The organism is bacterium (assembly GCA_035945995.1).
Classification (GTDB): domain Bacteria; phylum Sysuimicrobiota; class Sysuimicrobiia; order Sysuimicrobiales; family Segetimicrobiaceae; genus DASSJF01.
This window is the reverse complement of the sequence record DASYZR010000005.1, coordinates 1-20,582: the sequence shown is the minus strand read 5'-3', so window position 1 is coordinate 20,582 and position 20,582 is coordinate 1. Positions and strand designations below refer to the sequence as shown.

At 70.5% G+C, this 20,582-nt stretch carries 20 protein-coding genes; 9 read left to right on the top strand and 11 right to left on the bottom strand.

Features of this window, described 5'->3' with window-relative positions; translation table 11 throughout:
- Window positions 1-4 precede the first annotated feature (4 nt).
- From VGZ23_00275 to VGZ23_00265, 3 genes are read left to right on the top strand one after another with little or no spacing between them, the layout of a single operon-like run.
- Window positions 5-1,042, top strand: coding sequence for a hypothetical protein (locus VGZ23_00275; GenBank protein HEV2356047.1), 1,038 nt, complete (start codon window positions 5-7; stop codon window positions 1,040-1,042).
- Complete coding sequence (locus VGZ23_00270) at window positions 1,039-1,665, top strand: hypothetical protein (GenBank protein ID HEV2356046.1); 627 nt, start codon at window positions 1,039-1,041, stop codon at window positions 1,663-1,665. Before VGZ23_00275 ends, VGZ23_00270 begins: the two co-directional genes overlap by 4 nt.
- 3 nt (window positions 1,666-1,668) lie before the next feature.
- Window positions 1,669-3,612, top strand: a complete 1,944-nt coding sequence (locus tag VGZ23_00265) for a type IV secretory system conjugative DNA transfer family protein (protein ID HEV2356045.1) — start codon at window positions 1,669-1,671, stop codon at window positions 3,610-3,612.
- On the opposite strand, the gene VGZ23_00260 is transcribed toward VGZ23_00265, so the two are convergent.
- Window positions 3,587-3,964, bottom strand: a complete 378-nt coding sequence (locus tag VGZ23_00260; protein HEV2356044.1) for a hypothetical protein — start codon at window positions 3,962-3,964, stop codon at window positions 3,587-3,589. The two genes, VGZ23_00265 and VGZ23_00260, sit on opposite strands and share 26 nt — an antisense overlap.
- A 3-nt stretch (window positions 3,965-3,967) precedes the next feature.
- Here VGZ23_00260 and VGZ23_00255 point away from each other — a divergent pair, with 3 nt between their 5' ends.
- A complete protein-coding gene (locus VGZ23_00255) occupies window positions 3,968-6,262 on the top strand; it encodes a DEAD/DEAH box helicase (protein ID HEV2356043.1) in 2,295 nt (764 codons plus the stop codon).
- On the opposite strand, the gene VGZ23_00250 is transcribed toward VGZ23_00255, so the two are convergent.
- The 4 genes from VGZ23_00250 to VGZ23_00235 form a co-directional block, all read right to left on the bottom strand.
- The gene (locus tag VGZ23_00250; GenBank protein ID HEV2356042.1) at window positions 6,240-6,416 is read right to left on the bottom strand and encodes a hypothetical protein; all 177 of its coding nucleotides are present in this window, start codon (window positions 6,414-6,416) and stop codon (window positions 6,240-6,242) included. The two genes, VGZ23_00255 and VGZ23_00250, sit on opposite strands and share 23 nt — an antisense overlap.
- A 174-nt stretch (window positions 6,417-6,590) precedes the next feature.
- Window positions 6,591-7,313 carry a thioredoxin family protein gene (locus VGZ23_00245; protein HEV2356041.1) on the bottom strand — a complete coding sequence of 241 codons (723 nt, stop codon included), beginning with the start codon at window positions 7,311-7,313 and terminating at the stop codon, window positions 6,591-6,593.
- A gap of 48 nt (window positions 7,314-7,361) precedes the next feature.
- The gene (locus tag VGZ23_00240) at window positions 7,362-7,820 is read right to left on the bottom strand and encodes an SRPBCC domain-containing protein (GenBank protein ID HEV2356040.1); all 459 of its coding nucleotides are present in this window, start codon (window positions 7,818-7,820) and stop codon (window positions 7,362-7,364) included.
- 22 nt (window positions 7,821-7,842) lie between these two features.
- Window positions 7,843-8,211: a metalloregulator ArsR/SmtB family transcription factor gene (locus VGZ23_00235; GenBank protein ID HEV2356039.1), complete on the bottom strand. Its 369-nt coding sequence runs from the start codon at window positions 8,209-8,211 to the stop codon at window positions 7,843-7,845.
- Window positions 8,212-8,301: 90 nt separating this feature from the next.
- Between VGZ23_00235 and VGZ23_00230 the strand changes: the two genes are divergently transcribed.
- The 4 genes from VGZ23_00230 to VGZ23_00215 all read left to right on the top strand — a co-directional run bounded on the left by VGZ23_00230 (window position 8,302) and on the right by VGZ23_00215 (window position 10,540).
- Window positions 8,302-8,739, top strand: a complete 438-nt coding sequence (locus tag VGZ23_00230) for a hypothetical protein (GenBank protein ID HEV2356038.1) — start codon at window positions 8,302-8,304, stop codon at window positions 8,737-8,739.
- Window positions 8,740-8,840: 101 nt separating this feature from the next.
- Window positions 8,841-9,716, top strand: a complete 876-nt coding sequence (locus VGZ23_00225) for an RNA polymerase sigma-70 factor (GenBank protein ID HEV2356037.1) — start codon at window positions 8,841-8,843, stop codon at window positions 9,714-9,716.
- 4 nt (window positions 9,717-9,720) lie between these two features.
- Window positions 9,721-10,107: a DoxX family protein gene (locus tag VGZ23_00220; GenBank protein HEV2356036.1), complete on the top strand. Its 387-nt coding sequence runs from the start codon at window positions 9,721-9,723 to the stop codon at window positions 10,105-10,107.
- Between the two features lie 58 nt (window positions 10,108-10,165).
- Window positions 10,166-10,540 (top strand): nitroreductase family deazaflavin-dependent oxidoreductase, encoded by a 375-nt coding sequence (locus VGZ23_00215; GenBank protein HEV2356035.1) that lies wholly within the window; start codon window positions 10,166-10,168, stop codon window positions 10,538-10,540.
- Between the two features lie 27 nt (window positions 10,541-10,567).
- Here VGZ23_00215 and VGZ23_00210 read toward each other — a convergent pair whose 3' ends face one another.
- The 6 genes from VGZ23_00210 to VGZ23_00185 all read right to left on the bottom strand — a co-directional run bounded on the left by VGZ23_00210 (window position 10,568) and on the right by VGZ23_00185 (window position 19,372).
- Window positions 10,568-13,012 (bottom strand): DUF3536 domain-containing protein, encoded by a 2,445-nt coding sequence (locus VGZ23_00210; protein ID HEV2356034.1) that lies wholly within the window; start codon window positions 13,010-13,012, stop codon window positions 10,568-10,570.
- 10 nt (window positions 13,013-13,022) lie between these two features.
- On the bottom strand, window positions 13,023-14,267 hold the full coding sequence (locus tag VGZ23_00205) for a glucose-1-phosphate adenylyltransferase (protein HEV2356033.1): 1,245 nt from the start codon (window positions 14,265-14,267) through the stop codon (window positions 13,023-13,025).
- 84 nt (window positions 14,268-14,351) lie between these two features.
- Window positions 14,352-16,073: a 1,4-alpha-glucan branching protein domain-containing protein gene (locus tag VGZ23_00200; GenBank protein ID HEV2356032.1), complete on the bottom strand. Its 1,722-nt coding sequence runs from the start codon at window positions 16,071-16,073 to the stop codon at window positions 14,352-14,354.
- A gap of 118 nt (window positions 16,074-16,191) precedes the next feature.
- Entirely contained in the window at window positions 16,192-17,013 is an 822-nt protein-coding gene (locus VGZ23_00195; protein ID HEV2356031.1) for a mechanosensitive ion channel family protein, read from the bottom strand.
- A gap of 8 nt (window positions 17,014-17,021) precedes the next feature.
- Entirely contained in the window at window positions 17,022-18,098 is a 1,077-nt protein-coding gene (locus VGZ23_00190) for a glucosyl-3-phosphoglycerate synthase (protein HEV2356030.1), read from the bottom strand.
- Window positions 18,095-19,372 carry a glycosyltransferase family 4 protein gene (locus tag VGZ23_00185; protein HEV2356029.1) on the bottom strand — a complete coding sequence of 426 codons (1,278 nt, stop codon included), beginning with the start codon at window positions 19,370-19,372 and terminating at the stop codon, window positions 18,095-18,097. The genes VGZ23_00190 and VGZ23_00185 overlap by 4 nt, the downstream gene beginning before the upstream one ends.
- 135 nt (window positions 19,373-19,507) lie before the next feature.
- Between VGZ23_00185 and VGZ23_00180 the strand changes: the two genes are divergently transcribed.
- Window positions 19,508-20,557, top strand: a complete 1,050-nt coding sequence (locus VGZ23_00180) for a bifunctional phosphoglucose/phosphomannose isomerase (GenBank protein ID HEV2356028.1) — start codon at window positions 19,508-19,510, stop codon at window positions 20,555-20,557.
- Window positions 20,558-20,582: the final 25 nt, after the last annotated feature.

Here is a 20,582-nt window from a genome sequence, read left to right as displayed (position 1 = left end):
CGCGGTGACCGGCATCGAGCGAGGTATCGGGGAGGTCTTCTCAGCCTTCCAGACGTGGCTCGTGTCGACCGGCGCGACAGAGTCGGTTATGCGTTTCGCGTGGGCCGTCCTGTCGGTGTTGTGGCTCGGCCACGTCGCGATTTCGATCCGCCCCGGCCGCGAGCCTGACCTCGTCGGCGCCTTTGCCCGCTTGGTTCTTGCCGGAGGACTGCTCTCCGGCATCGGCGGTCTCACGCGCGTGATTCTCCTGGGCTTTGACACCTTTCGGAGCGCGGGGGCCGCCGTGCTCAACGGGCTCATCGGTCAGACGTGGGTGCAGTTTGTTCAGGACACGCTGGTGCCGCAGTTTGAACAGATGCTTCGCGTATCGTCCGCGTGGTTCGCCTATCCGTGGGCCATAGCCGTGCTCGCTGCGGGCGCCGGCCTGGGCGTTGTGCTGTTCGCAGTCGGCGCCGCCGTCTATCTTGGGATTCTGTTCTTCGCGCACCTGACGCTGCTGCTTGCCTTGTTCCTGGCGCCGCTGGCGGTCGCGCTGCTCGGGACTCCGTCCACCCAGCGGTGGACCGCCAGGTGGGCCCTGATCGTGATTCGCGTCGGCCTCGTCGTGTTCTGCGTGCGAGTGGTCCACGCGGCGACGTTGTATCTTGCGGTGATTGTGCCGTTTCGTGACGTCGCGGCGGCGTTGCCCGTTCCGCCGGCGGACGTGGGCCCGGTGGCACTCGGGTCATTGTTGTGGCGTCTTACCGCGTTGCTGTTTCTCATGCTGGTCGGCACGGGCGTGGGCGTCTACGCGATGCTGCGAGTGGAGAGGCTCGTTGGGCAGTTCGTGGAGGGGGCGTCGTTCGGCGACGCCGTTCTGGCAGGTCCGATGTGGCTTCGCAGCCAGATCGCGGCCTCGTACATCCGGGCGGCGCACCGGATTCCGGAGGTCAACGTGACCGATGCCGTGATCCCGCTCGACGTGCCGCCGGCAGGCGCGAGCGGGCACGGGGGCGCCCAGGAAGCCACCCCGTTGCGCGGTCACCGGAGGTCCTGGCATTGAACCGCCGCGCCCGACTCTCGGCGTGCGCGAAGACGCGTCGCGCGGCCGGCTTGGTTGCCGTTGTTGCCATGCTGTGCCTGTTGTGCGACGGCGCGGAGCCGGTTCGGGGCCAGATTCACCCGGCCGGGTCCACGGCCGCGGTTCTGTCGTTCGTCGACGGGGCCGCGGGGCGCGTTGAGATCGCGCGTCACTGGCCGGAGGCCCCGGTCGACGTCGATGTGTATCCTTTTGTCCCCTATTTCTGGAACGGTTGTCCCGGGCCAGGCGCCGTCATGATTCTCGTGACCGGCCCGGCGGCGTCGCCGCCCGGCGCGTTCTCGTCGAATGAGGGTCGCCTCGCGCGACTCCCAGACATTGCGGCGCGGCTTTCAACCGCGGTCCGGGAGACAGGGCGCGGGGAGGCCGGTGAGCACGACGATCTCATGCGTATGTCCTCGAGCCTGCGCACGCCGGGTGACCCGTTCCTCGAATCCGTGAAAGCGTGGGCCCCCCTGATCGCCGATTTGGCGACCTACGAAAGAGACGGGTACGCCGTCTTCGCATTCATTACTTGGCAAGGGTGGCGGTGCGGCGTGACGCTCCGCGCGGTGCCTGAGGGGTACGGTATTCCGTTCGTGCGCTAGACAGTGCGCCCCGGTGCGCGGTTCGCGCGCAGGAGTGAACTGCGGGCCCGGCTCCGTCCGACGGAGGCCGCCTGGTTTCCGCTGGGATACCTCCCAACCTGGCCGCGCGCGGTCGGGGCGTGGCGACGGCTGTCGGACGCGCCGGTCCCGCGGCTTCTGCGGGGGCCGCTGCTCTGTCTCCCGAACGCGGATCTGGCCCGGCACGTTCTTGTGACGGGTCTTACCGGCGCGCACAAGACCACGGCGCTCACGCTGCCCGTTCTGCTCGAGGCGGCCCGCGCCGGCGTCTCCGTGGTGGCATTTGATCTGAAGTATGCCGAGCGCGACAGTCTTGCCGGTGCTGCACCCGAATGGTGGCGCAACCGCCGTGACGTGCTCGTCTTTGCGCCGCTCGACTCCGCCACACTGCGATGGAATCCGCTCGCGGCGTGCCGGTCGTTCGCCGCCGCATATGACTTCGCCGTACAGCTGTTTCCCGACGGTCCGAGCGAGGAAGCCGATCCTGCGTACTGGACGGGTGCGGAACGCCATGTCTGTGCGGTGCTGGCATGGGCGCTGTGCTCAGACGAGGGAGGCCGCTCCGTGAGCCGGCTTCGCGCCTTGGCCGAAGCCGGCCCTGAGGCGGTGTCCGCCTACGCCCGCCGCCACCCTCAGGCCTCCAATCTTGCGCTCCGCCTTGGCGCGTACCGTGCAATGCTGCCGAAGGATCAAGCGGGCATCCTGCAGGGCATTGCCGCGCGCCTTGACCCGTGGGCGGACGAACGCGTCTCGCGGGCGACCGTGGAGGGCCATCCCGCGGGATCGTGGGACGAGATCGATCTGGCGCGGTTGCGGCGTGAACCCACGCTGCTGCTTGTCGGCGTACCTCAGGCCGCGCTGCCCCGGCTCCGCGTATTGTGCCACGTGTTCATGCGCACGCTGGCCGCGTTTCTGCTGCTCCCCCGCGGACCGGAGCACACAGTTCCCGTGTTGTTTGTGCTTGAGGAGTTGCCTGCCTGGGGCCCGCTCCCGGGTTTGGCCGACCACCTCGCAACCTTTCGCAGCCGCGACGTGGCGATCTTTGCGACCGTGCAAAGCGACGCGCAGGGGGAGGCCGTATACGGATCGGCCGGGTGGGCGGCGATCACGGCCAACTTCGTCAGCAAGATTTATTTTCCGTCGTTGGCGGACCCGGATGCCGCGCGGCTGAGCCGTGCGCTCGGCACAGCGGTCGTCAACCAAGTGTCACGGAGTCGAGGGTGGGGAGGCGCGGGCAGACAGGAGAGCGAGCAGACGCGGGCCATCGAAGTGCCGCTGCGGCGTCCCGAGTCTCTCCAAGGTGTCGACGCATTCGAGGACGAGATCGTGGTCCGCTGTCCCCGGCTTCCGCCGGCGCGGTTGTGGTGTCCGCCGTTTCACGCGCGGCCTGAGTATCGTGCACTTGTCCCGGATGTCCCGCCGCACACGATCGACATCGCGATCCGGCACCGTCTCGTATGGCAGTGGCGCAAGACAGGGCGGTCGTCTGATTGCGCCCCGTTCTCGAGGCCGCTTCTCCCTGTGACGGCACCTCTGGAGCCAGCGCCGTCACCACTCGGGGCCGTCGCCGCCGCACCGTCGTCCATGGCAGCCGCCCAGTCAGGCGATCTGGAGGATGACGGCGTCCACGATGATCGATCGATACTTTGCGCGTTTGTTGACGCTCTCCTCGACCGCGGCGGCGCCGACGACCCCCGGGTGCGGGTGGTGTGCCGTGGCAGCCGGCCTGCCGAAGCTCGAGTCGATTCCGCCTTGGCATTCCGGCTCCTCGGCGGCGGTGACAGAGCCCAGGCGACGATAGTTCGATGGGCCGCGCTTCGTTGGGTCAAACGGGTGCGGCCCGTCTTTGTGCTCGAGCGGCGCGCTCTTGAAATCTTGAGCCGAGATCTACAAGATCGTTTGATCACCGTCGAGAGGATGCGATCGTGAGGGCGCCTTTATCTACACTCATGCCGTGATCACGCTCCAGGATGGCCGATGTTATACTGGGTGGGGAGGATTCGCACAAGTTCGCGCGGAGATCGCAGGGCTCGGAAGGGCGATACACGGCATCGAGAGCAGCCTGCAAGGCGAGATGCACCGGATCGAGATTAGCCTCAGAAGCGAGTTCCTTGCGAGGATGGACCGGCAGTTCTTTTGGGTCCTCGGTTTGCTCGTCGTTTCCATCCTGCTCCCGGTGGGGTTCAGGTTCGCCGGCCATTGACGTAACGCGCTTCGCCTGTCGTCGCCGGTCGGGCGGCAGCGTCCGCGAGGCGTCCAACCGCTCCGTCCCGAACAGCACGACATGAACCTCGCCGCCGTCCTCGAGGAACTCCGCGGCGATCCCCGCTACCGCGACCAGATTGTGCACGAGGAGAGTTTCCCGGCGCGACCGGGGCGGTATGCCGACCCGGCGCGGCCCCTCCCCGCGCCGCTGGCTCATGCACTTCGCGAACGCGGCGTCGCCCGGCTCTACGCGCATCAGGCGGCGGCGCTCGACGCGGCGCGCGACGGGGCGTCGGTCATCGTCACGACCGGGACCGCGAGCGGCAAGACGCTGTGCTACCTGCTGCCCGTCCTCGAGACGCTCGTCCGGGATCCCGACGCCCGCGCGCTGTTCATCTATCCGACAAAGGCGCTCGCGCAGGATCAGGCCGATGCGATCGGCGAGTTCGGCTCGCTGCTCCCCGGGCTCGTCTACGGGACGTACGACGGCGACACGCCGGCCGACGAGCGCCGCCGGCTGCGGCAGGCGGGGCGGATCCTCCTCACCAATCCCGACATGCTGCACGTCGGGATCCTCCCGCAGCACTTCCGGTGGTGGCGGCCGTTCCTCCGCTCGCTGCGCTACGTGGTCGTGGACGACATGCACGTGTACCGCGGCGTGTTCGGCAGCCACGTGGCACTCGTGCTGCGGCGCCTGTGGCGGGCCTGCCGGGTCAACGGCGCCGATCCCCAGGTGATCTGCACGTCGGCGACCATCGCCAACCCGGAGGAGTTCGGCGGGCGGCTCACCGGCCGGCCGCTGCGGCTCATCGCGGACGACGCCGCGCCCCGCGGGCCTCGCCGTTTCGTGCTGTGGAATCCGCCGGTGGTTGGCCGCGCCGAGATGCGGCGGCGCAGTCCGTACGCGGAGGCCGCCTGGCTGTTCGCTTCGCTCGTCCGGCAGGCCGTGCGCACGATCGTGTTTGCCAAGGCCCGTAAGATCACCGAACTGATTTATCGGTACGCGACGGACGCCCTGGCCGAGCAGCCCGAGGTGGCCGCCCGCGTGAGCCCGTACCGGGCCGGGTACCTGCCGAAGGAACGGCGGGCGATCGAGCAGCGGCTCTTTCGCGGCGACCTGCTCGGCGTCGTCAGCACGAGCGCGCTCGAGCTCGGGATCGACGTGGGCGCCCTCGACGCCGCCGTGATGGTCGGCTACCCGGGGACGATGGCCAGCGTCTGGCAGCGGGCGGGCCGGGCGGGGCGGGGCACCGGGGAGGCGCTCGCGGTGCTGATCGCGCTCGAGGACGCGCTCGACCAGTACCTGATGCGGCGACCGGCGTACTTCTTCGGGCGGCCGGTTGAGCACGCCACGGTGGACCCCGAAAACCCGTACATTCTCGCCGCCCACCTGCGCTGCGCCGCGGCCGAGCTTGCGCTTGCGCCGGTCGATGGGGCGCTGTTTGGGCCGCGCATGGTGGAAGTCGCGACCGCCCTCGATGGGCTCGGCGAGTTGGTGCGGCGCCGCGACAAGTGGCACCTGCGGAGCGGGACGTACCCGGCGCGGCACGTCGACATTCGGGCGGCGTCGGGCGACACCTACCGGATCGTCGAGGCGACATCGCGTCGGCTCATCGGCACCGTGGATGCCTCACGGGCCTTCGAGCAGGTGCACGCGGGGGCGATCTACCTGCACCAGGGCGAGGCCTACCGGGTGGCCCGGCTGGACTTGGAGGCGCGGCTCGCGCTCGTCGAGCGCAACGACGGCGGCTACTACACGGAGGCCCGCGTGCTCACGGATCTTGCGATCCTCGGGGAGCGGGCCTCGCGGCCGGCCGGCGGGGACACCGGTGCCGTCGCCTGTTTTGGGGACGTACGCGTCACGCAGCAGGTCGTCGAATACCGCCGCAAGCAACTCACGAGCGAGACGGTCCTCGGCGTGCATCCGCTCGACATGCCGGAGGAAGAACTGCGGACGACCGCGCTGTGGCTCGTCCTTCCGCCGTCACTCGCCCGCGACGTCGAGGACCGCGGGCTCGATCTCGCGGGCGGCATCCACGCCGTCGAGCACGCCGCGATCGGCCTGCTCCCGCTGTTTGCGATGTGCGACCGGTGGGACATCGGCGGGGTGAGCTACCCGGTGCACCCCGAGACCGGCCGCGCCACGATCTTCATCTACGACGGCTATCCCGGCGGCGTCGGCGTGACGGAGAAGGGGTATGAACTGCTGGACGGCCTGCTCGCCCGGACGCTCGAAGTGATCGACTCGTGTCCCTGCGAGGCCGGTTGTCCCTCCTGCATTCAGTCCCCGAAGTGCGGCAACCTGAACGAGCCGCTCGACAAGGGCGCGGCCGTGCTGCTCCTGCGCGCGCTCATCCGTGAGCCAAGCGCTTGAGCGGGGTCAACTGGTAGACTCCGACGGCCGCCACCACGAGGCCGGCGAGCGTCGTCATGACGGTCCACATGCCGAGCATCAGCGCGGCGTAGCCGGGCGTCCACCCGGGCGCCATCGGTATCATGCCGCCGCCGGTCATGTCCGTCCCGCGCATGGCGGGACCCAGCCCCGCGCCGGTGGCAAGGTAGGATCCACGACGCGCCGGCGACGCCGGCGAGCCCGCCGAGGACTAGGCCGGCGCTCCCGTGCGGGTTACCGACCGTACTCATCGCGGCGCCGCACCCAAAATTGCGGCCGGTCGTGCATGCGGCTCGGACATGGCTCCCTCCTATCGCCGGCGGGCGGGCCGGTCGTATTCGTCGTGCCGCCGGACCCAAAACTGCGTGAAGGCGTGGCCGGCCTCGTCCCGGCCCTTGGGCACGAGATCGAGGTAGTGGTAGGCCGTGTTCAACATGTCGATCCCGCGGGCGTAGGCCGAGTAAGTGTGAAACACAGCGCCCTTCGTCTTATAGAAGACGCTGACCCCTTCACGGTCCGATATGCCCGGGTTTTGGATCTTGAAGTTATACAGGGCGCGTCCCCTGGCCAATGCGTCCGGCCGGAACGAGGCCTGGTAGTCGAAATTGAAGTCGTTGCCGAACGAGGAGAGCCACTTGAACTGCCAGCCCATCCGCTTCTTGTAGGCCGCCAGTTTCCGATATGGCGCGCGGGAGATGGCGACCATCGTGACGTCGCGGTGGGCGAGATGCACGATATTGTCGTCAAAGTTGTCGGCCCAGAACGAGCAGCTCGGGCACCCGGCGTGCCACTCCGGGAGAAACATGAAGTGATAGACGACCAATTGATGGCGGCCCTCGAACAATGCCGCCAGCGTCTCTTTGCCGTCCGGGCCGTCGAACACGTACTTTTTGTCGACGCGCTCCCAGGGAAGCGCGCGGCGTTGCGCGCTCAGCCGGTCGCGCAGCCGCGTGAACGCCTTCTCTTTGACGAGGAACTTCCGACGCGCCTCCAGCCACCTGTCGTGGGACACGATCGTGTGACGTTCCGGCATGCGCCTACCTCCCGGGGATGCGTCGGACCTCGCAGCGAGACGCCGGCCTCATCGCGCCGTGCCTCCTTGCCGCGCAAACCGGTCCGCCAGTTTGTCGAGGATGCTGCCCCAGCCGCGGGTGTGACGGCGTACCTCGCCGGGATCCACGAAGCGGTCGTGGGTGAGGACCACTTCGCAGGCGTCGCCGTGCTCGAAGAGCTCGACGGTCACGAGCGTCGGCCGGTTGCCGGTGCTGCTGGAAATCCACGTGAAGACGAGCTTCGAGGGCGGCTCGAGGATCAGGTACTCTCCGGTGTGGTGGACGGCCCGCGTGGCGTCCTTCATCACGATCCGGAACGCGCCGCCGACCCGCGCGTCGATCTGCGCGTCGGCGGTCAGCATGTCTCCGGGGCACATCCAGTCCCGGAGGCTCTCCGGATCGATCCACGGCGCGAAGACCTCCTCGCGGGGCGCGGGGATGACTTTCCGCACCACCAGCCGGTCTCGGCGTTCCTCGTCGGCCGCCATCGGGACCTCCGTGTCGGACGTGCTACGGCCGGTCGATCCGCGGGACGCCGGGGCGCGGACGCCCGCGGGTCGATGCGACGTGCCGCTCGAGCGCGTCGAGACGCGCCTCCCAGAACGCGCGGTGGTGCTCGAGCCAGGCGGTGGCGCGGCGCAGGGGCCGGGGATCCAGGTGGCAGTAGTGCTCCCGGCCCACGACGTCGCGCCGGACCAGCCCCGCGCGCTCCAGGATCTTGACGTGCTTGGACACGGCGTTGAGGGACAGCGGAAAGGGCCGGGCGATCTCGGTGATCCTGGCGGGGCCGCGGGCGAGCGCGTCGAGGATGGCGCGCCGCGTCGGGTCCGCCACCGCGGCAAACACGGTATCGAGCGTTCGGTGCGGATATTCAACCATGCGGTTGAACTATATCGCCGCCGGGGCCGTCTGTCAAGGGCCGGCCGGCGCGGCAGGTGCCGCGGGCCGGCCCATCTAAGTGGCCCCGGCATGAGCGAGACCCCGCGGGCCGCGCCGGGCGGCCCCGTTCTCCCGGGCGCACCCGCGGTGGCCATCGCCGCCGACGACGCGTACCGGCGCCGCGTCATCGAGTCCGGGTCCTACGGGGCCGCGTTCTTCAACTGGATCTACCTCCTCGCGATGCGGGCGTGGGGGCATGCGGCGATCGCGTTCGTGTTCAGCGTGATCGTGCCGCCCGCGACCTGGATCGTCTGGATCGTCTACGGGCTGTACGGCAAGCGCATCGCCTGGGAAACCCGCCGGTGGCGCGACTTCGACGATTTCCTCGCCTGCCAGCGGGTGTGGACCCGCGCGGCGGTCGTATGGACGGTCCTGATCGGCGGGATCATGCTGCTCGGGATCGTGCTCGCGATTCTCTTTCCGGCGCTGCTCCCGCACCCGCGTCCGCGGCCCGGCCCGGCGATCTAACGCCTCGCGCGTCACAAAATCGGCACCTCCCCGGTCCTATGGCTGAGACCCCGAACAGGGAGGTGCACCATGAAGCAGTCTGGACTCGGTGGAGCGGTGACGTGAGCACGGCGCAGGGCGGCCACGCCGCCGTCTTCCAGGAGTACCGTCCGCTGCTCTTCTCGCTGGCGTACCGGATGCTCGGCAGCGCGACGGAGGCCGAAGACATCGTGCAGGATACCTACCTGCGCTTTCAGCCGGCGCCCTTGGAGGGCATCGAGTCGCCGAAAGCCTACCTCTCCGCGATTGTGATCCGGTTGTGCCTCAACCACCTCACCTCGGCGCGGGTCCGGCGGGAGACGTACGTCGGCCCGTGGCTGCCGGAACCGGTGCTGGACGCGGCGCATCCCGAACTGGCCGGGCCCGAGGCCGACACGATTTCGCTCGCGTTTCTGGTGCTCCTGGAGCGGCTGACGCCCGCGGAGCGGGCCGTGTTTCTTCTGCGCGAGGTCTTCGAGTACGAGTATGACGAGATCGCCACGATCCTCGACCGCTCCGAGGTCGCCTGTCGCAAGCTGTTCAGCCGCGCGCGGGAGCACATCGCCGAGCACCGCCCGCGGTATGAGGCCAGTCCCGACGAGCACCGCCGCCTGCTGGAACAGTTCATGCGCGCGGCCCGCACCGGCGACCTCGACGGCCTGATGACGATGCTCGCGGACGAGGTGACGGTGTGGGCCGACGGGGGCGGCAAGGTGCCGGGCGCGGCGCTGCGGCCGGTGCACGGCCGCCTGAATGCGGCGCGGTTCCTGATCGGCGTGACCGCGCGGTTCGCGCCCGCCGACGCGCGGTATGCGGTGGCCAACGTGAACGGGAAACCAACGCTTCTGGTGCAGCGGGCGGGCGGAACGCCGTTTGCTGTGGTCAGCATCGAGGTCGATCACGACCGGATTCGGACGGTGTGGGCAATCGGGAATCCGGACAAATTGCGGGCGGTCTAAGATAATGTTTACCGCCTACGTCGTTGTCACCCTCCTCGCCGTCGCCGCGAACGCCTTTTCGGGCGTCGCCGCCCTCGTCCACTTCAGGCCGATCGTCCCCGCCATGGTCAAGGCAGGCGTGCCGGAATCCTGGCTGACCTTCCCGATAGGCACCTTCAAAACAGCGGGCGCGGCCGGACTGCTGCTCGGCGTCATCGGCGTGCCACTGATCGGAACGGCTGCCGCAATCGGCCTCATCCTGTTCTTCGTCTGTGCCATCTACACCCACGTGCGTGCGGGCGACTATTCCCCGCAGTTCGGCTTGGCGATCGGGTTCTTGCTGCTGGCCGTGGCCGCGCTCGTGTTGGACCTGGCCATTGCCGGCGTAAGCATTCACGACCACCTTCGATGAATCTGATTAGATGACCATGTCCAGCGCAAATCCTTCCTCGACCCCACGTTCTCACGGAGTGCTGCTCGGCGCAACTCGACTGTTCAATCCGCTCGTGCTGCTGCTCGCCGGCACGCGGTTCCTGCCTCTGTACGGCGTGATCACGCACCGCGGCCGCCGCTCCGGGAGAACGTTCCGCACCCCGGTCGTCGTGCGGCCGGCCGGCGACGGGTTCCTCATCCCGATGCCCTGGGGCGAGCACACCGACTGGTACCGCAATGTGCGCGCGGCAGGCGGGTGCGTGATCCGCTGGAAAAGCCGTGCGTACTCCGTCGAGCACCCCGAGGTGGTCGACGCCGCCGCGGCGGCCGCCGCGGGCCTCGGCGCCGTCGAGCGGGCCGTGATGGGCCGTTTCGGGATCGGCCACTGTTTGCGGGTGCGCCACCGAGGCTAGCGCGGTCGAGCCGGCTCAGACACGCGGCTAGACAGCGGCGCCGCGCAGCGCGTCCAGGTTGAAGTGGAGGCGCTCGCCGAGCTTCCAGAAGAGTGCTGTGCGATCCGACGCGTCGTCGGTGTCGCGCAGCTCGTCGCGATGCGACATCGCCGCGGCGTGATAGGTGTTTTGGACCTGCCACAGGTTGGGGGCGATGCCGAGGGCCTCGGCCAGATCCAGCAGCCGGTGGACCTGATCGAGGTCGGGACCGAGCGGCCGCCGCCGCAGGCCCTCCGCGCGGGCCTCGATCGCGCGGCGAAGCAGGGGGGAGCCGTCGGTCCAGTGCCCGGGGAGGTCGAACGCGGCCATCTCCGTGGCCAGGTCGAAGGCGCGGTCCGACAGCGGCTCCGTGACCGCGCTCCGGAGCTCCGCGGTCATGCGCCGGATCAGCGTCGCCTCGGCCGCCATCTGGAACGCCGGCGGGACGGGTACGTCCGAGTCGCGCATGAAGCTGATCAGGGGCCGGGACTCCTCGTACAGCGCGTCGTAGACCCCTTCGAACCGTCCGAGGCGCTCCTCCATCAGCAACTCGAGGATCTTGCGGCGTTCCTCCTTGAACAGGTCGCGGAGGCCGTAGAGCGACCCGCCGAACTGGGCGTCCAACATGCGCACCGCGGCGCTCGCTCCGTGCTCGAGCAGCGCGTCCCCCACCCCGCGCTTCATCGCCTCGTACCATTCCGGCGTCGCGTCCGCCCGCACGCCGCACTGGATGTCGTGGCCGCCGAGGTGGAGCACGGCGTAGGCCGCGGTGGCGGACTCGCTCGTGATCTGGGACGTGGCGGTGACGAGCCCCATCGCCAGCACGTGGGCGCCGCCGTTCTCGCGCCGGGCGTCGTGCCGCCGCACGGTGAAGCAGAACAGCTCTTCCGTGTCCGCGTAGGGCTCGAACAGCGAGCTGATCGCGTAGTGGGCCACGACCCGCGGCAGCGTGACGAACGACGGCCGCACCAGGCGGCGGTACACCGTCGTGCCGTCGCGCCACCGGGGTACGTTGCTCTTGGCCTCGGCGAGCCGGCGGGTGAACTCGTCTTCGAGCCGTTCGCCGAACTCCTCGGCCAGCTGCAGCGCGCGCGCCGCGTACTTGATCACCTGGACGGATTCGATGCCCGACACCTCGTCGAAGAACCAGCCGCACGACGTGAACATGAGCATCGCGTGCCGCTGCATCTCGAGGAGCCGCAGCGCGGCGATCCGCCCGGCGTCGTCGAGGTCCGGCCGGCCCTGCAGCGCAAAGAACGCTTCGACGCTGTCCGGCCAGCGGTCCAGGACGACGTCGATGTAGGCGTCGCGCGCCGCCCACGGATCGCGGAGATAGCGCGGCCCGTGCCGCTCGAACGCCTCGCCCAGCCGGTCGCGCAGCCAGTCGAGCGTCTCCCGCAGCGGCCGCCGCCACGCCTGCGACCACCCCGGGTGCCCGGCCCGGCAGCCGCAGTCCGAGCGCCACCGCTCGACGCCGTGCGCGCACGACCAGCTCGTCGGCTCGGCGATCTGCACCTCGTGGTCCGGCGGGCGCTGCGCCAGGACCTCGGCGCAGTTCACGACGCGCGCCCGGCCCTGCGCCTCGATCATGGCGAGGGCATAGGTCAGGGCCATCTCCCCGAAGGGGTGGTGGTGGCCGTACGATTCGCCGTCCGTCGCGATGTGCACGAGCTGGGGGCCAGGGTCGCCGGCGGCGAAGGCGCCGAGCAGCCGGGCCGCGAACGCGTCGCCGCTGTTGAGCAGGCCTTCGAAGGCGACCCCGTGGGCGATGGTACCGTCGTAGAAGAAGAGCGCGATGCGCCCGCCGCTCGGCAGCGGGCAGACGTACGGCCGCCGGGGATCGATCCGGCCGCCGCTCACGTCGGTCCACTCGCCGTCCGGGGGCCGGACGCGGGCCGCCTGGGTCGGCGCGAGGATCGTGAACGTGATGCCCTGCGCGGCCAGCACTTCGAGGGTCTCCGTGTCCACCGCGGTCTCGGGCAGCCACATGCCCTCCGGCCGGCGGCCGAAGCGGTGGAGGAAGTCTGCGATCCCCCAGCGCACCTGCGTCTCCTTGTCCCGGCGCGTCGCGAGCGGCAGGATCATGTGGTTGTAGACCTGCGCGATCGCGTTGCCGTGTCCGTCGCGCTCCCGAGTGCTCTCGCGGTCCGCGGCGACGATCGGCGCGTAGGCGTCCGGCGCCGCGCGCTCCATCCAGGCGGCGAGCGTGGGACCGATGTTGAAGCTGATGCGGCGGTAGTTGTTGGCGATGCGGAGGATGCGCCGCTCGCTGTCGAGCACGCGGGAGGCGCCGTTCGGCGCGTAACACTCCGCCGTCACCCGGGCGTTCCAGTCGTGGTAGGGTCGCGCCGAGTCCTCGACCTCGACGGCCTCGAGCCACGGGTTCTCGCGCGGCGGCTGATAGAAATGCCCGTGCACGCAGACGAGCCGTGCGGCCGCGGTCCCCGGGGGCATCAGGGTCGGCTCAACGCGCGATCGGGATGGCTCCCCGCACGCGGGTCGTGCCCCGCGGGATCAGCGCGATGCCGGATTGCGGATCGAGCAGGCCGGCCTCGACGTCGCGCGCGCGGTCCCAGCCGATGGTCTGTTCGGCGTCGATCACGTTGAACCGGTCGATGATGGCGCGCCGGATCCGCGCCCCGCCGCCGACGATCGTGTTGTCCATGATCACGCTGTCCTCGATCAGGGCCCCGCGCTCGACGACGACCCCCTGCCCGAGGATGGAGCGCCGGACGGTGCCGCCGGCGATCACCGTGCCTTCGCCGAGGATCGCGTCCGTGACCTCGCCGGTGATCACCCGCGCCGACGGTCCCTCGAACGGCGCGGCGAGGATCGGCCACCGCGGGTTGTCCAGATCGAGCGCCGGCGCGTCGCCGAGGAGGTCCATGTTGGCCTGCCAAAACGCTTCGATCGTCCCCACGTCGCGCCAGTAGCCGCGCTCTTCGGTCGGCCGCAGGCCCGGGATCTGGTTGGCCGTGAAGTTGTAGGCGAAGACGCGGGCGTAGGGGTAGAGCTCGGGCACGATCGTCCGGCCGAAGTCGTGGTCGGTGCTGCGCCGGGCGTCCTCGACGAGGACGTCCTCGAGCAGGTCGGTGTTGAAGATGTAGTTGCCCATCGAGGACAACGCCTTCGTCGGATCGCCCGCCATCGGCCGCGGCGAGGCCGGCTTCTCTTCCCAGCCGATCACGCGGCCCTCCTCGTCCGTCTCGACGATCCCGAACCCCGTCGCCGATTCGAGCGGCGTCGGCAGGGTCGCCACGGTGACGTCGGCCCGGTGGGACAGGTGGGCGTCGATCATCTGCTGCAGGTCCATGCGGTAGATGTGGTCCGCCCCGAAGATCGCCACGAGATCCGGATCGACGTCCCGGACCAGGTTCAGGTTTTGGAACACCGCGTCCGCCGTGCCGCGGTACCAGCTGTCGCCCCAGCGCATCTGCGGCGGGACGGCGATGATGAACTGCTCGGGGACGAGCCCGCCGAGCCGCCACCCCCGCCGGATGTGGTCGATCAGCGACTGCGACTTGTACTGGACGAGGATGTACAGCGAGTAGATCTGCGAGTTGATGAAGTTGCTGAGCACGAAGTCGATGATCCGGTACTTGCTCCCGAACGGGACCGCGGGCTTGCTGCGATCCTTCGTGAGCGGCTGCAGGCGTTCGCCCCTGCCCCCGGCGAGGATCAGCCCCAGGACCCGCGACCGCCCCGCCACCTATCCCACCCCGGGCATTCGCCGAGATGCCGCGGGCGCCCGGGGGCCCCGGGGCTTCCGATGGAGCGCCGCCCGCCTGCGCATCTATGGTTGCGGCAGGGCCGCGGCGGCTTCAATATGCTCGGCGATGTCGGGGAAGCAGAAGTCCTGCGCCTCTTTGCCGCCGAGGAATTGCTCCTCGTCCCACGTGAGCGCGCCCCCGTCGCGCACCCGCTTCGCCAACTCGTGCAGCCGGCGGAAGTCCGCGCAGTGCTCCGCAAACCGGGTCTCCGCGTAGTTGCGCGCCGCCCACGTCGTGATGAGGAACTGCCAGTCGGACGCCTGGATCAGCAGGAGCTCGCGGCCGAGCTGCGCGACGAGCCGCCGCAGCAGCGGATGGCGCGCCCACCCCGGCGTGGCGGCGAAACTCCACAGGTCGTCCTCCGCCTGGTAGACCATCTCCCACGTCCACTCCGTGTCCTTGTTCAGCCAGACCCGGTGGTCGCCGCCCTCGCCCCACGACCCTTCCAGCAGGGTGACGGCCTGCTGGACCGGGAACTGATCCAGGCATGCCGACGCGGTGGTGGCGGTGACGCCGCGATCATCGGTCAGGCGCAAGACCCGCTCCAGCCACGCGGGGCCCTCCGCCCACCAGTGCCCGAACAGCTCCGCGTCGAACGGCGTGCAGAGCACCCCCGGCCCGCCGAGCCGGCGGGCGTGGCGGTCGATGACGTCACCGGCGAGCGAGACGAAGTGCGCGGCGTGGGCCCGGGTCCGCTCGTCGGCCCGCTCCGGCTGGTAGGGCTGCTTCAGCCCGAGGTCCGCCTTCGGGTCGGTGACGCGCCAGAGGCGCAGCCCTCCGGGGAAGTGGCGTTTGTGGAATTCGAGGTAGGCGCCGTCGCCGGGATAGCCGGCGTCGCGGCTCCAGACCTGCAGCGTGGTCTCGGGGTCGCGCACGTACGCCGCGGCGTCGCCCGTGCCTCCGCGCGAAGCGACGCGGTGCGGCACGTACGGGCTGTGGTCGCGGCCGCGCCGGGTGAGCTGCGTCTCCGGTCCCTGCACCGTCCGGAGCCGCGGGTAGTAATCGCCGTAGGCCGACAGCGCACGTCCGCCCCGCATCAGGTGCGTGTCGGTAAAGAAAAATCCGAGGTTGTGGGCGGCGAGGTGCTCCTCGACGCCGCGGCGGCGGTAGCGTTTCTTCCCGCTGTGCGGACCGACCGGCGGGGTCCACTCGTATCGCGGCCGGTACGCGCATTCCGGCAGCCACGCCCCGCGCGGGGCCTGCCCGAAGTGCCGGGTGTGGGTGGCGACCGCGACCCGGAACTGCAGGTCGACGCTCTCGTCGCGGCTGAGGAGCGGCATGTAGCCGTGCGTCGCCCCCGTCGTGATGAGCTCGACCGTCCCGCGCTCCGCGAGCCGCCTGTACGCTCCAAGGATGTCCCCGTGCAGCGCGTCGAGATCGGCCCGCGCCCGATCGTACTGCGCGGCCCAGTAGTCGGTCAGCGCGGCGAGGCCCTCATCGTGCTGGTCGACGAAATGCCGGCGCGTGCTGTCGCATGCCTCCCGCCGGTGCGCGAGGTAGGCGTCCACTTCCTCGCGGAACGCGGCGCTCGCGAGCTGCTCGCAGAGCACCGGCGAGATGTTCATCGTGAGGGCGGCGGGCACGTCGTCCTCGGCGAGGCGCCGGAACGCGGCCGCGAGCGGCAGGTAGCATTCGACGGCGACTTCGCAGAGCCAGTCGCTGCCGTGCGGCCAGCGGCCGTGGTTCAGCACGAACGGAAGATGCGTGTGCAGCGTGAAGACCAGGTACGCGTCGCTTTTTGCCATGTGGCCTCTCGGGAAACGCGCCGCAACTTTCGACGCCGGTGGTCCCCCCCGGCTCAGAGGATGAGCCGGTTACCCCCGGTCCCGCCGCGAACGTCCGCGCACTGGGTTAGTCTGCCGCTTATATTGTAACAGAAACGCGCGTGTCGATCTTGATTTGACGCTCCGCCAGCACCTCCAACGTCCGCCGGCGCAGGGCGGCTTCCGCGCCAAACTGGCGGCCCGGCGGCACCTGCACGGACAGCTGGACCGTGACCCCCGTGTCTTTGAAATCCACGATGCCGTCGACGGAGGGGTCGCCCCGGAGCTCCTCGGGGTGGGCAGCGGCCCACTCGCGTCCCACGTCGCGCAGGACCTCGAGCGCGCGCCCGACGTCCGCCGCGTACGGCACCGTCACCTGGACGATCGCGCGGCCGAAGCCCCGGCTCAGGTTGCCGATCCGGGAGACGGCGCCGTTCGGGATCGTCAGGAGCTCGCCGTTAAACTTCCGGATCTGCAGCGTGCGGAGGGTGACCCGCTCGACGGTGCCGGTGTCGCCGTCGACGCGCACGACGTCGCCGACCTGCACGATGCCCTCCGACAGCAGGAACAGGCCGGCGAGCAGGTCGCGGATCACGTACTGGGCGCCGAACCCGAGGGCCAGGCTCACGATGCCGGCGCTGGCGAGGATCGCCGTGATGTTGACGTGGACGACCCCGAGCATCAGGATGAGCGCCGCGAATGCGATCGCGTACCGCGCCGCGCTCTCGGCGAGCGGACCGAAGGTGACGGGCCGGCCGGGGCGCCGGCCGGCCCGGCGGATGGCGGCCGGCACGACGCGGAGGGCGCCCCAGGCGGCGAGCGCGATCGCGAGCAGCGTCGCGGCGGCCTCCACCATGCCCGCCCACGTGCGCGGGTTGGTGACGTCGCCGGCGATCTGGCGGAGGATCTCGGCGGCCGACATCGTCCGCGTCAGTCCTGCGCCGCGGCGCCCCGCGCAAGGCGCGGGGCAGGCCCCGCGGGGGCCGTCGCGCGGCCGCGGTAGGCGGGGACGGTCAGGATCGGCGGCCGTTCGTGCTCGCGCAGCTCCGTCACGTCGAGGGCGAGCGAGGGGACGGTGCGGATGAGCTTCATCGCGGTGTTCATCTCCGCGCGCAGCGGATGGCCCGCGCGGTCGCCGACCCTGGCCATCACCACCTGAATGATCGCGAAGGCCATGAGCGAGAGGGCCTGCAGGCCCCGGTTGCGGTGGACCCGGACGTCGAGGTCCACCTGCCCGATGCGGTCGAGGCCGAACCGGTTGAGGATGTCGATCAGGTGGCCGATCTCGACGCCGTAGCCGGTGAAGAACGGCAGCCGCTCGAGCACCTCGCGGCGCCCGGCGTATTCGCCGGCCAGCGGCTGGATCAGGCCCGAGAGCTCCGGGAAGAACAGGTTGAGCAGCGGCCGGGCGGTGAGCTCGGTCACGCGGCCCCCGCCGGTGGCCGACTGGGACGTCCCGTCCTGCAGGGGCCGCTGATAGTACCCCTTGACGTAGGCGATGCGCGGCTCGTAGAGCAGCGGGCCCACCAGTCCGTACACAAACTGCGGGTCGATGTTGTGGATGTCGGTGTCGAGCCAGACGATGAGGTCGCCACGCAGCACGTGCAGGCTCTTCCACAGCGCCTCGCCCTTGCCGTCGAACGTGCCGGTCTCCGGCAGGATCTCCGCGTGCTGGTAGGTCGGGACGCCGAGGGCGCGCGCCACCGCCACCGTCCGGTCCGAGGACCCGCTGTCCATGACCGCGATCTCGTCGAGCAGGGGGACCTCCTCCATGAGCGCGCGGCGGAGGACCGTGATCTCGTCGCCGATCGTGCGTTCTTCGTTGAGGGCCGGAAGCCCGAGACTGATCGTGACCCCCCGGCGGCGCTTCAACGCCGCCAGGCGCGTGAGGTCGCCGAACGTCCGGGCGTGGAAGGTGTTCCGCGCAAACCAGGCGTCAACGGCGGAGCGCCACGGGCGGCCCGGGGCGGCGGCGCCGCCCCGGGGGCCGGGACCGTCCGGCGTCACGAGGGCTTGGCCGCCGCGGTGAGCTGCGTCAAGAGCGGCACGATGCGATCCCGCATGATGACGTCCCACGTGTACGTGCTCAGGATGCGCCGGCGCAGGCGGTAGCCGGGATCGTCCATGAGGCCGTGGATGACGCGTTGGGCGCAGGCCGCCGGCGAGTCCTCGATACCGAACGTCCGCACCGCGTCCCCGCCGATCTCGCGGAACGGCGGGATCTCGCTCACGAACGCCGGCAGCCGGGCGAGACCGGCCTCGAGGAGCGGCAGCCCGAACCCTTCCTCGCGGCTCGGCAGCAGCAGCGCGTCCGCCATCGCGTACAGATCGCCGACGACGCGATCGCTCAGTTCGACCGGCGTCCCGTCCGGGCCGGGAACGTCGCCGGTGAACACGACCTGTTCCTCGAGCCCGAGCGCGGCCCGCAGCGCCCGCAGTTCCTCGAGATAAGCGCGGTTGCGCGGGTTGTGGGGGCCGAGGGGCCCCGTGATCAGCAGCCGCACCGTGAGCTCGCGGCGGACCAGCTCGCCGGCGACGCGGAGCGCATACTCGATCTGCTTCCGCCGCGTGATGCGGACCGGCAGCAGCAGCACGATCTGCTGCTCCCAGAGGCGCAGCGTCTCGGCGAGCCACCGGGCGGTCGGCGTGAGCCGCAGGAACGCGGCGGGATCGATGCCGTTCGGGATGATTTCGATGTGCGACGCCCCGACCCGCAGGGCCGCGCTCAGCGCGCGCTGGCGGTCCCGCGATACCGTGACGTACGTCGCGCCCGGTAGCGGCGTCGTCAGAAGCCGCCACGGCTGCCCCGGATGGAGCTCGTCGCGGTACTGGGGATTCGTCCAGGCGAGGTCGTGACACCAGGCGACGAATCGGACCGGCGGCCGGCGGGCCGCGATCCGGTGCAGCGCCGCGGTCAGGGCGAGGTTCTTGTGCAGCGTGAGGGCGTTGTGTACCACGCAGACCTGCACCCCGGCGAGCGCCCGCTCGAGGCCCTCCTGCACCTGCGCGGAGAGGGCGGCAAACGCGGGGGTCGCGCGTCCCTCCGCGAGCTGTTGCGTGACGGCGAGGACACGCGGATGCCGGGAGTCGAGGAGCGGAACGCGGCGGACCCGCACGCGGCCGCCGAGCGACCCGCCGCGGCCGGTGACGACACGGACGTCGCAGCCGCGCTCGGCCAGCAGCCGGGCGTGCCGCCCGAGCACCGCTTCCACGCCGCCGATGACCGGAGGGCTCGTAAAGTGGACGAGCGCGATCGACGCCTGGGGGCCCCGGAGAGGCATGTACCTCGAATCGTTCGGGCCGAGACGCCCATGCCCCTGCGGTAGGCCCCGCGCCTTGCGGTAGGCCCCGCGCCTTGCGGTAGGCCCCCGCGCCTTGCGGCAGGGCGGGAACCCGCAGTTCCTGAAGTAGTAAGGATGCCCGGCCTCGACGATCGAGCGGTGCATCGCGCCCCCGACCCCTCGGACATGCTCGGCATCGCCCTCTCGCTGTCCCGCCAGCTCCGCGAGGGATGGCGCCTCGGCCACGCCGCGCCGCTTGCGCCGTCGCGCGGGCGGCCCGCGCACCTCGTCATCGTCGGCATGGGCGGGTCGGCGATCGGCGGCGATCTGCTCCTGGCGGCCGTGCCCGACGCCGGGTTGCCGGCCTGCGTGGTGCGCGAGGGCCGGCTTCCTTCCTATATAGGACCACAGTCGCTCGTCGTCGCGTCCAGTTATTCGGGCGACACCGACGAGACGCTGGAGGCGGCGACGGGCGCGCTCGAGGCGGGCGCGGCGATGCTGGGCGTCACTTCCGGCGGACGCCTCGCCGCGCTGTTGGAAGACCGGGGGCAGACGGTCGTCCGCGTGCCGGGCGGTCTGCCGCCGCGGGCGTCGCTGGGCTACCTGCTCGGGCCGGTGCTGGCCGTTTTGGAGCGCCGGCAGTTGTGTCCGCCGTGCGGCGGCGAGGTGGAGGAGGCGGGGCAGGTGCTGGACGCGCTCGCCGCAGCACTCGGCCCCGACGTCCCGGAGGAAGACAACTCCGCGAAACGGCTCGCCGCGCGCTTCCTGGACCGCATCCCCGTCGTCTATGCGGCGAGCCCGGAGGTCGAGCCCGCCGCCCGCCGGTGGAAGTGCCAGTTCAACGAGAACAGCAAGACGTTCGCCGCGTGGAACGTCTTTCCGGAGGCCGCCCATAACGAGGTGGTCGGGTGGGGCGCGCCGGAGCCGATCATCGCCCTGCTCGAGATGGTCGTGCTATACTCCGGCCGCGAGACCGACCGGGCGCGGCGGCTGATTGCGGCCGCCCGCGATGCGATGCCGCATCCCGCGCACGAGGTCACGGGAATCGGCGAAGGCCGGCTCGCCCGCCTGCTGTCGCTCGTGCTCATCGGGGATCTCACGAGCGTCTACCTCGCGTATCTTCGGGGGGTGGACCCGACCCCGGTCGAGGCGATCGCGGCGCTCAAGCAGCGGCTCCGCCCGTAGGCCCGGCCGCGGCGCAGGCCCCGCG